Source organism: Aeromonas sp. MR7, from assembly GCF_963899385.1.
GTDB classification, from domain to species: Bacteria; Pseudomonadota; Gammaproteobacteria; order Enterobacterales; family Aeromonadaceae; genus Aeromonas; species Aeromonas bestiarum.
The window spans coordinates 232852-246765 of sequence record NZ_CAWQXH010000032.1 but is presented as its reverse complement, the minus strand read 5'-3'; the positions used below and the strand labels follow the sequence as shown (position 1 = coordinate 246765).

The window sequence follows — 13914 nt, the reverse complement described above, 5'->3', positions numbered from 1 at the left end:
CAAAATCTCTATCATCGCTCTCCGATTTGTTCAGGAGTTGTCCATGTTGCGTCTTTGCTATCGCGCCTTCCTGTTGTGCTGGCTTGCCTGCTGGAGCCTTGCCGCCGCGGCAGAAACCGGTCTGGACAAGGATCGACTGGGGCTGTCCGAGCGGCTGTGGCTCGCCTCGCGCAGCGACCTGGTGGTCGGCATGCCCTCGGTGGCCTGGCCCCCCTATGTCTATGCCAATAGCCGGGGTGGTTTCAGCGGCCCGCTCGATGATTTTGCCTCCCTGGTCGCGAGCCGGCTGGGACTGACCCTGCGCTACAAGACCTATCCCTACTATGCCGGAGCCCAGCAGGCCTTGCTCGATGGCGAGGTCGACATGCTGATCGGCGTGACCCCCAGCCACTCCCGGCAGCAACAGATGCGTTTTACCTCGGACCTCATGGGGCTGCCCCGTGGCATCCTGCTGGCGAAGGGGGATGACCAGCTGAGCCTGCCGGCGGCCCGTCAACTGCGCTGGGTGTGTGAACACGGTTTCAGCTCCTGTGAGGAACTGGAGCAGCTTGGCATGGCGCACCTGGTGGAGGCCGACAGCAGCGACGAGGCTGTCTTCATGGTGAAGAAAGGGCTGGCGGATGCCTATCTGGCGGATCTGCCAGCCCTGGTGCGCTTGCAGCGCCTGCAACAGCAGGCCGGGCTCAAGGTGATCACCCCTGAATGGGTGACCGATACCTCGCTGGCCATGGCGGTAGGCCCCAACAATCAGGGTCTGCTGGGCCTGCTGGAGCTGGCTCTCAACGATATCCCTCTCGATGAGCGACGCCGCATTCTGGAGACTGGCGGCATAGTCGACTATGAACTGGCCAACGGCCCCCGTCAGATAGTGTTCAACCAGAGCGAGCTGGAGTGGCTGGCGCAGCACCCGACCCTGAGATTCGGCGTCGCCCCCGACTGGCCGGCGGTGAGTGAAATTGACGGCAATGGTCAGCTCAAGGGATTCCTCGCCGATCTGCTCAAGCTGCTCAGCATGCGCTCCGGCCTCAAATTCACCCTGGTGCCGACCAGCAGCTGGGCCGAGACTCAGGCGCTGTTCAAGGCGCGCAAGCTGGATCTCATTCCGGCCATTACCCCCACAGCCGAGCGGCGCCAGTACAGCCTGTTTACCCCGGATTACGCCTTCATCCACAGGGTGATCGCCGCCAGGCAGGGGGGCAAGGAGCTGGAAAACCTCAACGCACTCAAGGGCCACAAGGTGGGCATAGTCGGTGGTTCGGTCGAGGAGCTGATACTTCAGGAGGTGGGGGCCTATCCGGTGACGGTCAGCAGTGACACCAGGCTGCTGCCCCTGCTCGATCAGCATGAGGTCGACTATGTGCTGATGAGCATGACGACCCTGGAGCAGGCGCTGCAGAAGGGGTTCAACAATCGCTATCAGGTGGTCTTCTCCGGCAACGAGCTGCGGGTGCCGGTCGCCATGGCGGTGCACCAGCAAGATCCCATGCTGCAGCAGATCCTGACCAAGGTGCTGATCTCCATCCGGCCGGAAGAGCTGGCCAAACTGGAGCACAAATGGCTCTCCTTGAGCATACAGACCGGCATCAATCCGGCGACCGTGCTGCTCTGGTCCTCCTTCGGGATCGGCGCCTTCCTGCTCAGCGTCTTGCTGTTCATTGGCTGGAACCGCACGTTGCGCCGCCAGATCGTCCAGCGCCAGCTGGCCGAGCACAAGTTGAACGAGCAGCTGACCTTCGTGCAGACCCTGCTCAACTCCCTGCCCAACATGGTGGCGCTGCGGGATCGCGAGCAGCGTATCACCCTCTGCAATCAGGCCTACCGGGATGCCTTCATCGGGGCCAAGGTCGGCGATGATTGCGACGATCTCGACGGCATGCCGCCCCAGGAGCGGGAGCGGGTGTTCAGGGAGGAGCTGGCGGTGTGGCAGCGCGGTGAGCAGCTGGAAGGGGCGGGCTACAGCCGCCGCCAGGATGGTGCCATGTTCCACGTCATCTATGCCAAGCGCCCCTATCGTTCCCCGAACGGCGACATGCTGGGCGTACTGACCGTGCTCACCGACGTGACCCGCATCAAGGAGGCCGAGGAGCGGGCCCGCAAAGCGGAGACCCGGCTCACCCAGATCACCGACAGCATGCCGGGCATAGTCTATCAATACCTGTGGCAGGGGCCTGGCAAGGGCCGCTTCCTCTATGCCTCCCAGGGGGCGAGCGAGATCCTGGGCGCCAGTCAGCAAGATATTATGTCGGCCGAGTCGGGTGGCGAGGTGTTCGGCTTTACCGAAGAGGCGCTGCAGGACTTTGTCAGCAAGGTGGCCAATCATGCCGAGACGCTGGCGCCGCTCGATCTGGAGGTCAGGGTGGCGCGCCCCGAAGGGGATCGCTATTTGCAGGTACGCGGCAGTTTCGTGCCGCAAGAGGAGGGGGATCTGATCCTCAACGGGGTGATCCAGGACATAACGGCACTCAAGCGTCAGGAGAACGAGCTGCGAGAGGCGCGCGCCTACGCTGAGCAGGCGATGCAGGTGCGCAGCCGCTTCCTCGCCACCATGAGCCACGAGCTCAGGACCCCCATCTCCGGCATGCACGGCATGCTGGAATTGCTGCAGATGAGCGAGCTGAACGAAGATCAGCGCTACATGCTGCGCAACGTCATCACCTCCACCAACAACCTGCTTTATCTGGTCAACGACGTGCTCGACTTCTCCAAGATAGAGGCGGGTCAGTTGCAGCTGCATTATCAGGATGGTCGCCTCGCCTCCGTGATCTGCGACGTGATCCGCGGTCATGCCACCCTGGCCCATGGCAAGGGGTTGAAGGTGACGCTGGAGTGGGCGCCCGAGGTGCCGGATCAGGCCCGCATCGACGTCGTGCGAGTGGGGCAGGTGCTCTCCAATCTGCTCAACAATGCGGTCAAGTTCACCGAGCGGGGCGAGATCCGTATCCAGGTCAGCTATCGCGCCGAGCAACTGTTCATCGCCGTCAGCGATACCGGCATCGGCATTGCCGAAGAGAAGCAGGATCGCCTGTTTACCCCGTTCGAGCAGGTGGAATCCGACATAACCCGACGCTTCGGTGGCACCGGGCTGGGGCTGGCCATCTGTCATCAGCTGGCCCAGAAAATGGGGGGCAGCCTGGTTCTTGAGAGCAAACCGGGTCAGGGTACCCGGCTGACGTTCGGTTTCCCGCTGACGGAGTGCCAATGGGATGCGCCGCCGCTGGCAGGCCAGCACTGGTGGCTGTTTGGCGAGGATGCGGCCCTGCAGTCTGCCATGCAGCGGCTGGGGGCCAGCTTGGATCGTCTGGACCCGCAGCAGTGGCAGCAGCCGGTGAGTGGTTTGTTATTGGCGGAAGAGAGCTGGCTCGAGCAGGCGCTGGGCAGCGAGTGGGTGACGCGTTTGCAGCAATCCGCCCTCAAGGGCATAGTGCTCTCCCCGCTGGAAGCGTTGCGTGGCCGCATGGGTTCGGATGCCTGGTGGCGGCTGGGTCAATCCCCGCTTTACCCCGATCTGTTGCTGGAGACCTGCCACCAGTTGCTGGGGGAAAAAGCGATCCATCCGGTGCAGGCCCATGCCGCTCAGTTGCAGGGGCGCGTGCTGGTGGCCGACGATCATCCCATCAATCGCGCCCTGCTGGCGCGCCAGCTTGCCATTCTCGGGGTGGATGCCGAGGTGGTGGACGATGGCGAGAAGGCGCTGCGCACCTGGCAGGGGCAGGACTTTTCCCTGCTGCTGACCGACTGTCACATGCCGGTGATGGATGGCTACAGCTTGGCCCGGACCCTGCGGGCGCAGGGGGAGCTGGCTCCCATCATAGGGGTCACGGCCGATACGTCGGAAGGGGCCGGCCTGCAGATGCAGCAGGCCGGCATGAACGACATGCTGTTCAAGCCCTACACCCTGGATACCCTGCGCCAGATGCTGGCCCGCTGGCTGCCGGTGGTCGTGCCGGTGGACGAGGCGGCGGCACAGCCGACTGAACCGGCCAAAGAGCAGGGGGAGTGCTGGATCTCGCTGTTCGGGGATGAGGAGGTGGCCCGCAGCATGGCGCGGGAGTACCTGGATTCCAACCGCCAGGATGGCGATGACATGATGCAGGCGGTGGCCCGCCAGGATACCCATGCCCTGGTGGAGACGGCGCACCGCATCAAGGGCGCTGCCCGCATGGTGGGGCAGTTGGCATTGGCAGAGGAAGCGGCTCGACTCGAAGCGGCGGCCCGTCTGAAGCAGCTGGAAGAACTCACCGAGTTGAGCCAGACAGTACAGGCGCTGATGAACTCTATTACACGCGAAATTGGACTATGGCTCGATGAACAAGACACAGCATGAGTTGGTGATCATGGTGGTGGAAGACCACGCGTTCCAGCGCAAGGCACTGATGCACCAGATCCGTGGGCTCGGTTATCCCTCCCTGCTGGAGGCTCAGGACGGGCTGGAGGCGCTGGCCATGTGTCAGCGTCATCAGGTCGACATCCTGTTTTGCGATCTGCGCATGCCCGGCATGGATGGCATGGCGTTGCTGCGCCGCCTCTCCCTCGGCGGCTTTCGTGGCGGCATCATCCTCTCCAGCGCGCTGGAAGATGACGTGGTCGAAGCCGTGCTGCGGATGAGCGCCGCCTATGGTCTACAGGTGCTGGGGCGCATCGAGAAGCCCTCCAGCCAGCAGCAGATCAGCCAGCTGATCGGCGCCTGGCGGCCGCAACAGGAGCGGGCCCAGGAGGAGGATGGCCACAGCCTGACTCTGGATGAGCTGAGTCAGGCGCTGGAGCAGGATCAGCTGCTGCCCTGGTATCAGCCCAAGGTGAGCTTTGGCTCGGGCCAGTGGGTCGGCATGGAGGCGCTGGCCCGCTGGCAGCACCCGGACTATGGCCTCATCTCGCCGGCTCGCTTCATTCCGCTGGCGGAGCACAATGGTCTCATCGACCAGCTGACCGAGGTTATCATCAGCAAGTCCCTGCGCGATGGCCACCTGTGGGAGCAGACCGGGCTCTCCCTCAACCTGTCGATGAACCTCTCCACCACCTCCCTCATCGAGGGGGATCTCTGCAACACCCTGATCAACCAGTGCCAGCGCTGGAGCATCAACCCCGAGCTCATCACCCTGGAGGTGACGGAGAGCTCGTTCGTGAAGGATCTGGGCAAGTCGCTGGAGGTGCTGACCCGGCTGCGCATGCACGGTTTCGGGCTCTCCATCGACGACTTCGGGACCGGCTACTCCTCCATGCAGCAGCTGGCCCTGCTGCCCTTCACCGAGCTCAAGCTGGACAGGTCCTTCGTCGATCGCTGCTATGAGGACCCCTCACGTTTGGCCATAATAGAGTCAAGTATCGAACTGGCCCGCAAACTGGGGCTCAAGTCGGTCGCCGAAGGGGTGGAGGATGAACTGACCTGGCGACTGCTGGCCAGATTGGGGTGCGACGTGTGTCAGGGCTTCTTCTCCGCCCGGCCCATGCCGCGCGATGAATTGATGGGGTGGCATGACACCTGGCGCGAACGGTTACCGGGTCTGATCGGGGACTGAGTGCCGGGCAGCATGCCCGCAGTTGAACAAGGACGTTCATGAAAATTTCAAGCAAGTTATTGCTCAGTTTCTGTTTTATCAACCTGTTGGTGCTCCTCTCCTCCGCCCTGGTCTATCACCAGCTCGGCCGGATCGGGCAAGCCGAAACCAATCTGCTGGAGCAGGCGCTGCCCGCCCTGCAGCGGGATGAGGCGAGCCAGAAGGCGCTGGTGGCGACCGTCTCCTCCTTGCGCGGTTACCTCATCCTCGGCAAGGATCCGGCCCAGGCCGCCCGCCTCAAGCAGGAGTGGGAAGGGGCCTGGCAGGCCATCGAACGGCAGCCGTTCACGCCGGCCCTCGCCCAGTCCCTCAAGGCGTTCAAGGGCAATCAGGAGAAGGTGTGGGCCATCGCCCATACCGAGGAGAACCTGCCCGCCCACACACTCATGCTGCTGGAGGCGGGCCCGCTGGCGGAATCGGCCCTCGATCAGCTGCAATCCTTTGCCAATGAAGAGGTGGCCACCCCGCAGGATCAGCTGCCGGGGGATCGCCGGCTGCTGCTCAAGCAGGTGGGGGATGCCTACAACGGCCTCTCCAATGCGCTCTCCGCCCTGCGCGACTTCCTCATCTCGGGTGATCCCGAATATCGCACCAAATATCAGGACTACTACCAGTTCCACCAGCAGCGTGTCGCCGAGGTGAAACAGCAGCAGGCCAACTTTACCGAGGCCGAGAAGGGCCTCTGGTCGCTGTTTGAAGAGATGTCCGCCCCCTTCGCCGAGCTGGTCGGTCAGGTGATCAGCAAGCGTCAGGCGCCGGACTGGGATCAGGCCAATTACCTGATGGCGACCGATATCGAGCCTGCGCTGACCCAGCTGGCCGGCCAGCTGGCGGCCCAGGTTACCCAGACCCGCGCCGAGGTGGACAGCATGGGCCACAAGATGGCCAGCGCCGGACAAACCATCAACCGTACCCTGCTGCTGGCCACCCTGACCGTCATAGTGCTGGGCACCCTGGTGGCCCTGCTGTTCAGCCGCCGCTTGACCCGGGACATCGCCAGCCTGGTGGTGCGGGCCGATCTGGTGGCCAACGGCCGTCTGCCGTCCCGCCCTTTGCCGGTGCAGAGCCAGGATGAACTGGGCGGGCTGACGGGCTCCATCAACCAGATGTCCCTGCAGCTGCGCCAGTTGGTCGGCGAGATCCAGGGGGCCGTGGGGCAGGTGGAGGGGGCATGTGTCGAGGTCGGCGACACCACCCGGGCCATAGTCACCGATCTGGCGAGCCAGAATCAGCGGGTCGACACTGTGGCGGCGGCGATCGAACAGATGTCGGTCAGCACCCGGGATGTGGCGGGCAACATAGCCGATGCGGCCCGAGCCGCCCAGCAGGCCGAGGTGCAGACGCGGCAGGGGGGCAATGCCCTCGGCCGCATGACCGCCACCATGCAGGAGATAGCGACCATGATTGCCCAGGCCAATCAGGCCATGGGGCTGCTCAGCACCCAGAGCGAGCAGGTGGGGCGCGTCACCGAGGTGATCGCCACCATAGCCGAGCAGACCAATCTGCTGGCGCTCAACGCCGCCATCGAGGCGGCGCGAGCGGGGGAGCAGGGGCGCGGTTTTGCCGTGGTGGCCGATGAGGTGCGCCTGCTCGCCAGCCGTACCAGCCAGTCGACGGCCGAGATCAGCCAGACCATCGCCAGCATTCAGCAACAGACTCGCCAGACGGTGAGCACGGTCGGCAGCGGGACCCAGCTGGTGGAACAGGGCCGGGATGCGGTCGCGTCTGTGACGGAGACCCTCAGTGCCATGCTGCAGCTGGTGCAGGATCTGTCCGGTCAGCTGGGGGCGATCGCCACCGCCACCGAGCAGCAGTCCCGGGTTGCCCAGGAGGTGGCGGGCACTGTGGAGGAGATCGCCGGGCTCAGCCGGCAGTCGAGTCAGCGCAGCCGGCAGGGGGAGGAGATAGTGGCCAGACTGGCGCAGGATACGGGGCGGCTGACGTCCGTCATCAGTCGCTTCGAGCTGGATGCCTGAGGCGGAGCAAGACGGCAAAAAAACGGGGCAGGCCGATGGGCCTGCCCCGTTTTTTCAATCCAGGCGACGGAAGGCCTGATTGTAGAAATTGCTGGATGTCTCCTGGTTGAGCAGGCTGACCAGCAGGTGTGAGGCCTTGCTCGCCATAGACGCCTGATGAGGCTTAGTCCAGTCGGCGGAAAGACTGGTTGTCGAAGCTGCTGGAGGTCTCCTGATTGAGCAGACTGACCAGCAGGATGGCACGTTTCTCCCCATCCGGTTCCAGATAGATGGCTTCGAATCCGGCCAAAGGGCCAGATTCGATCAACACCTTGTCGCCCTGGGTCGGCAGGTTGGCGTAGCTGGCTCTCGCCTCGTCGCTGTCGTCGCGGCTCATCAACTGATAGACCAGCTGGCTGCTGATGGAGGTCCACTCCTTGCCGAAGTGGATGATGCGGCTGATGCCACGGGTCGACTTCAGGGTGACGGGGGTGACCTCTTCCAGATCCACATAGATGAACAGATAGTTGGGAAACATGGGTTCCCGCACCGGGACACGCTTGCCCCGCCGCAGTTTCTCGATTTCGACCATGGGGTAATAGGATTCAATCCCCTGGGCTTCGAGATGGGCGCGGGCGCGGGCCTCTTCCTTTGGCTTGCAGTAGGCCAGATACCATTTTTTCATGTTCTGTTACGTTCGTGTTGCCGTGCTCCCGGTTATGATAACCGCGGCAATAAAAAAGGCCACGCTTGGCGTGGCCTTTTTTGCAGAGTGAGTGATTACCAACCTTTGACTATGCCGCCTTTGAACAGTTCGTCAGCAGTTTTGTACACTTCGTCGCTCTGGAAGGCCTGGACGAACTCCTTCACCTTGGCGTCATCCTTGTTGTTGCCACGGGAGACGATCAGGTTGACGTAGGGGGAGTCCTTGTCTTCCACGAACAGGCCGTCACGGCTTGGCAGCAGGTCGATCTGGGAGGCGTAGACTGTGTTGATGATGGCCAGATCCACGTCTTCCAGGGAACGGGGCAGCTGGGCCGCTTCCAGTTCAACAATCTTCAGTTTCTTCGGGTTGCTGGTGATGTCGAGCACGGTCGCTTCCAGGCCGGTACCCTCTTTCAGGGTCAGCAGGCCCTGCTTTTGCAACAGGATCAGGGAGCGGCCCAGGTTGGTCGGATCGTTCGGCACCGCGATCTGCGCGCCCTCTTTCAGATCGGCCAGGGCCTTGATCTTCTTGGAGTAGCCGGCGATGGGGTAGACGAAGGTGTTGCCGACCGGCACCAGATCGAAGCCGCGATCCTTGACCTGGCTATCCAGATACGGTTTGTGCTGGAAGGCGTTCAGATCGATGCTGCCATCGTTCAGGGCTACGTTCGGGGTGGCGAAGTCGGAGAAGGTAACGACTTCGACGGTCAGACCGTACTTGTCCTTGGCGACCTTGGCCGCGGCTTCCACCAGCTGGGATTCCGCCCCGGCGATGGCACCCACTTTCAGGGTTTTGTTCTCTTCTTTCTGACCACAACCGGCCAGAACCAGGCCCGCCAGCAGGGCAGCCGCAACGGATTTAATGCCAAATTTCATAAAAACCTCCTGTCAGAAATCGACGATTAACGATGATCACATGTGTTGACCAGGCGCTCACCTGCGCTCTGGATGAGTTGAACCAGTAAAACCAGAATGACGACGGTTGCCAGCATGACGGTGGGGTTAAAGCGCTGGTAGCCGTAGCGAATACCCACATCACCCAGACCACCGCCTCCGATGGCACCGGCCATGGCGGAGTAGTTCACCAGCGTGACCAGGGTAATGGTGACGCTGTTGACTATGCCGGGCAGGGCCTCGGGCAGCAGCACCTTGGTAATGATTTGCAGGGGTTTGGCACCCATGGCCTTGGCCGCTTCCAGCAAGCCGTCCGGCACCTCCATCAGGGCTCCTTCCACCAGACGGGCGATGAAGGGCACGGCACCTATGGTCAGCGGCACTATGGCGGCTATGGTGCCTATGCTGGTGCCGACGATCAGCCGGGTCAGCGGAATGATGGCGACCAGCAAAATGATGAAGGGCACTGAGCGGCCAATGTTGACCAGGATGCCGAGCAACTTGTTCAGGGCCGGGTTGGCCAGGATCTGGCCCGCCTTGGTCACGTGCAGTGCCACTCCCAGCGGCAGGCCGAGCAGGCAGCCAAACAGGGCGGAGGCAAACACCATCAGCAGGGTATCGCCGAGCGCTGTGACCAGCAGATTAATCATTGCTTCGGACATGACCCATTACCTCCAGCTGAATGCGATTGTGATCAGGGACTGCGTCTGGCAGCCCTTGAGGGCAGTGATGAGCAGATCAGTCATTGCTGCGGACATAACCCATGACCTCCAGCTGAATATGGTTGTCTATCAGGAACTGCTGGGTCGCCTCGCACTGGGCCTCATCCCCGAACAGCTCCGCCAGCAGGAAGCCGAACTTGACGCCCCCGGCGTACTCGATATCGGCGCTCAGAATGCTGATGTCGATGTTGAAGCGACGGCTCGCCTCGGAAATCAGGGGCGTATCGACCGTGCTGCCGGTAAAGCCGAGCTTCACCAGCGGATAGCTGTTGGCCACCCGCTCGGCACTCATCCTGTCCTGATACTCCTGCGGCACCTCCAGATGTATGGTGGAGTGGATGAAGTCCCGTGCCAGCTGGGTCTTGGCGTTGCTGAAGAACCAGGCGACCTCGCCCTGCTCGATCAGGCTGCCGTCGCTGATGATGGCGACGTCATCACAGATCCCCTTCACCACGTCCATCTCGTGGGTGATGAGCAAGATGGTGAGCCCCAGTTTGACGTTGATCTCCTTGAGCAGGCTCAGGATCGAACGGGTAGTCTGCGGATCCAGGGCTGAGGTGGCCTCGTCACACAGCAGTACCTTGGGGGCCGGTGCCAGGGCGCGGGCGATGGCGACGCGCTGCTTCTGACCGCCTGACAGCTCGGACGGATAGGCGTGGGCGCGCGCTTCCAGCCCGACCAGGGCCAGCAATTCGTCGACCCGGGCCTGGATCTGGGCCTTGCTCCAGCCTGCCAGCTCCAGCGGGAACGCGATATTGGCGAACACGGTACGGGAGGAGAGCAGGTTGAAGTGCTGAAAAATCATGCCGATCTGGCGGCGGGCCTGGGTCAGCTCCCGCTCCGGCAGGGCGACCAGATCCTGGCCATCGACGATGACCTGGCCCTCTGTCGGGCGCTCCAGCAGGTTGACGCAACGAATGAGGGTACTCTTGCCGGCCCCCGAGGCGCCGATCACCCCGAAAATCTTGCCTTGTGGCACATGCAGGCTCACGTCACGCAGGGCGTGCACGGCATCACTGCCTTTACCGTAGACTTTGTTGAGACCGTTCAACTTAATCATGGATTCTTCCGTGCTAACAGCCTTAAAGCACAGGGCGCTACAGGCGGGTGAATTGGGCAGAGGTTCCACTGGGTTGCTCTGTCATCATGGAGGATGATGCTAAGATGTCTGGATGGCTGTGTCAACGCGTGTTTATACTTCTAGACGTCTAAAAAAGTGCTAAGGATTCCCGTCTGCCGACTAACGTGGACGGTGATCTGGCTCACATCAATATTGTATTTGGCAGTGTAGCTATATCGCCGAATATCACATGGTAAATGTGGTCTTATCTCCTTCTTTATTAGTCGCGAGTCGGATTTGCCTGGTCATGCTGCTATCGCACCCGGATCGGCACAAATCATTCCACTTTGTTCTGATCGCTGCTTTCTTGGCCTGCGTCTTGATGCAGCGCAACAAGCGCCACGCTTGGACTTGGATTGCAATTGCCTGTTTTTTATACTGAAAGAGCATGGTATGCGGGAGGGCGGAGCAATGCGATTTCAACAGATCAAGGACTTGCTGCTGTATCTGGAACTGGTTCATCACCAGCTCGGGCTCTGTTACGGGCGGCTGATGGCCGAGGTGGATGGCGAGCGCAGCCGCATGCTGCTGGCCTATCTGCAAGAGCGGGAGGAAGCGGCCAGGGTCCATCTGCACGACTACCTGGGCCAGCTGGGGGGCGGGATCAGGGAGACCTGGCTTGAGCGAGGGTTCAGCGAGGATCTGCTGCCTGACATCCAGCGGCTGTCACTGCCTGCCACGGCCCAGACTCAGGACATAGTGCAGCAGGTGTGCCGTCAGGAGGAGAAACTCATCGGCGAGCTGGGCCACCTGGCCAGCGAATGCCCGACGGAAGAGACGGCCGCACTGCTGAGTGCGCTGTCATCGCTGGAGCAGACCCGCCTGACCCGGCTGGTGCACGGGGTGCATAGACTCGACGATATCTAGCACAGGCAGAGAATGAGAGAGGCCCGGCAGATGCCGGGCCTCTCTCATTCTCTGCCTGGCGTCCGGCTCAGCGGGGGGCTTGTTCCCGGCTGAGCTCGGCGGCATGGAGGGCGGCGCCTATGATGCCGGCCTGATTGAGGTTGGCGGCCGCCACCAGGGGGGCCCGGGTCTCAATCTTGTCGATGAACTTGTCGAGCTTGGAGGAGCTGCCGCCCCCCAGAATGAAGAGGTCGGGAGAGAACAGAAACTCCAGTCTGGCTAGGTATTTGTTGAAGCGTTTTCCCCAGCGGCTCCAGGAGAGATCCTCGCGCTTGCGCACCGCATCCGAGCAGTAGTGCTCGGCAACCATGCCTTCCAGCATCAGATGGCCCAGCTCGGTGTTGGGCAGCAGCTGGCCATTGACGAACACGGCTGTGCCTATGCCGGTGCCGACCGTGATGAGGATGATGACACCCTTGCTGCGATCCTTGCCGGTCCCGAAGCGCATCTCGGCCAGGCCAGCCGCATCGGCATCGTTGATCACATGGCAGGGCAGGCCGGTCACATCGGCAAACAGGTGGGCGGCATCGGTCTCAATCCAGCTCTTGTCGATGTTGGCCGCGCTCTTGGCGATGCCGTTGTGGATGGTGGCGGGAAAACCGCAGCCCACCGGACCCTTCCATTGAAAGTGTTCCACCAGTGCCTTGAGGGTATGTGCAACGGCGGCCGGGGTGGCCGGTTGCGGCGTCACCAGACGATGGCGCTCGCCAATCAGCTCGCCCGTTTCGGTATCGACCAGGCATCCCTTGATCCCTGAGCCACCGATATCCACTCCCAACATCTGCATCAGATTGTTCCTTTTATAGTGCCGACGGTTAACCGTCGGCAGAGCATGAAAAAATGACGTGTATCCGGCAAGGGGCAGATCACTTATGCGTGATCCGGCAGACCTTTTTCTATGCAACGGATCAACAAGCGGGTTTTTTTGCTGTCATCCTGCTGGCGCCGGGCCAGGGTCGCCAGCGCCCACGCTATGTGCTCGGCCACCATGGGCTCTGCCTCGTCCTGTGCCAGCTGCAACGCGGCTATGACATCCGGGGTGGCCGGGCCGTTGCCGAGTGCCACCGCCAGGTTGCGGCGCCAGCGTTGATAGCCGATACGCCGGATCGGGCTCCCCTCAGTGTGCTTGAGAAACTCGCTTTCGCTCCAGCGCCACAATTCGAGCAGCGGCGGGCGGTGCAGGTTGGGGCGCGGGCTGAAGTCGGGCTCGGGGCTCACATCCGCATAGCGATTCCAGGGGCAGATGAGCTGGCAGTCGTCACAACCATAGATGCGATTGCCCATCAGCGGTCTGAACTCTTCCGGGATGGGGCCGTCGTTCTCTATGGTGAGGTAGGAGATGCAACGGCGCCCATCCACCACATAGGGCGCGACTATGGCGCCGGTCGGGCAGATATTGATGCAGGCCACGCACTTGCCGCACTGCTCTTTTTCCACCGGGGCATCCAGCGGCAGTGGCAGACTGATCAGCAACTCTCCCAGAAAGAAGAAGGAACCCGCCGACTCGTTGAGCAGCAGCGAATGCTTGCCGATCCAGCCCAGCCCCGCCTTGGCGGCCAGCGGCCGCTCCAGTATGGGGGCCGAGTCGACGAAGGGGCGCCACTCTCCCGTGGCCTGACAGAGTTCCCGGCAGCGTTGTTCTATGCGATCGCCCAACTGCTTGAGGCGGTTGCGCAGCACCTTGTGGTAGTCGCGACCGAGGGCATAGCGGCTGATGTAGCCGAGGGTCGGGTCGCGCAGGGTGGCGGCGAAACCGGCCTCGAAGGGGAGGTAGTTCATCCGCACCGACAGCACCCGTTGGGTGCCCGGCAGCAGCTCGTGGGGTCTGGCGCGCATCATGCCGTGGCGGGCCATGTAGTCCATGCTGCCGTGATGGCCGGCATCCAGCCAGGCCTGCAACCTGGGCTCTTCGAGGCTGAGATCCGTGTCCGTGATGCCGATCTGGTCAAATCCTAGCTCGCTCGCCCATAGCTTGATATCGTGGGCCAACTGCTGCAAATCAGGCGTGCTCATGCTGCATCCGGCCCCAAAGGCGGGATGTCCTGGGTCAACCTGCG

10 protein-coding genes are annotated in these 13914 nt (G+C 62.3%); 4 read left to right on the top strand and 6 right to left on the bottom strand.

All coding sequences use genetic code 11. From position 1 onward, the window contains the following. Positions 1–43: 43 nt before the first annotated feature. From AACW87_RS15730 to AACW87_RS15720, 3 genes are read left to right on the top strand one after another with little or no spacing between them, the layout of a single operon-like run. Positions 44–4324 carry an ATP-binding protein gene (locus AACW87_RS15730; protein ID WP_241325501.1) on the top strand — a complete coding sequence of 1427 codons (4281 nt, stop codon included), beginning with the start codon at positions 44–46 and terminating at the stop codon, positions 4322–4324. Beyond that, entirely contained in the window at positions 4305–5516 is a 1212-nt protein-coding gene (locus tag AACW87_RS15725) for an EAL domain-containing response regulator (protein WP_043141807.1), read from the top strand. The genes AACW87_RS15730 and AACW87_RS15725 overlap by 20 nt, the downstream gene beginning before the upstream one ends. A 38-nt stretch (positions 5517–5554) precedes the next feature. After that, on the top strand, positions 5555–7531 hold the full coding sequence (locus tag AACW87_RS15720; RefSeq protein WP_241325500.1) for a methyl-accepting chemotaxis protein: 1977 nt from the start codon (positions 5555–5557) through the stop codon (positions 7529–7531). A gap of 163 nt (positions 7532–7694) precedes the next feature. On the opposite strand, the gene rfaH is transcribed toward AACW87_RS15720, so the two are convergent. From rfaH to metN, 4 genes are all read right to left on the bottom strand, one after another. Next, positions 7695–8195 (bottom strand): transcription/translation regulatory transformer protein RfaH, encoded by a 501-nt coding sequence (gene rfaH / locus AACW87_RS15710; protein ID WP_043141811.1) that lies wholly within the window; start codon positions 8193–8195, stop codon positions 7695–7697. Positions 8196–8290: 95 nt separating this feature from the next. Next, complete coding sequence (gene metQ / locus AACW87_RS15705) at positions 8291–9091, bottom strand: methionine ABC transporter substrate-binding lipoprotein MetQ (protein WP_241325499.1); 801 nt, start codon at positions 9089–9091, stop codon at positions 8291–8293. A gap of 26 nt (positions 9092–9117) precedes the next feature. Continuing rightward, the gene (locus AACW87_RS15700) at positions 9118–9771 is read right to left on the bottom strand and encodes a methionine ABC transporter permease (protein ID WP_241325498.1); all 654 of its coding nucleotides are present in this window, start codon (positions 9769–9771) and stop codon (positions 9118–9120) included. 76 nt (positions 9772–9847) lie between these two features. Further along, the gene (gene metN / locus AACW87_RS15695) at positions 9848–10891 is read right to left on the bottom strand and encodes a methionine ABC transporter ATP-binding protein MetN (protein WP_043141816.1); all 1044 of its coding nucleotides are present in this window, start codon (positions 10889–10891) and stop codon (positions 9848–9850) included. 471 nt (positions 10892–11362) lie between these two features. Between metN and AACW87_RS15690 the strand changes: the two genes are divergently transcribed. Next, a complete protein-coding gene (locus tag AACW87_RS15690; protein WP_241325497.1) occupies positions 11363–11818 on the top strand; it encodes a hypothetical protein in 456 nt (151 codons plus the stop codon). A gap of 67 nt (positions 11819–11885) precedes the next feature. Here the strand turns inward: AACW87_RS15690 and ppgK are convergent, their stop codons facing one another. Next, positions 11886–12644, bottom strand: coding sequence for a polyphosphate--glucose phosphotransferase (gene ppgK, locus AACW87_RS15685; RefSeq protein ID WP_043141820.1), 759 nt, complete (start codon positions 12642–12644; stop codon positions 11886–11888). 83 nt (positions 12645–12727) lie between these two features. Further along, the gene (queG, locus tag AACW87_RS15680) at positions 12728–13870 is read right to left on the bottom strand and encodes a tRNA epoxyqueuosine(34) reductase QueG (protein ID WP_043141823.1); all 1143 of its coding nucleotides are present in this window, start codon (positions 13868–13870) and stop codon (positions 12728–12730) included. Positions 13871–13914: the final 44 nt, after the last annotated feature.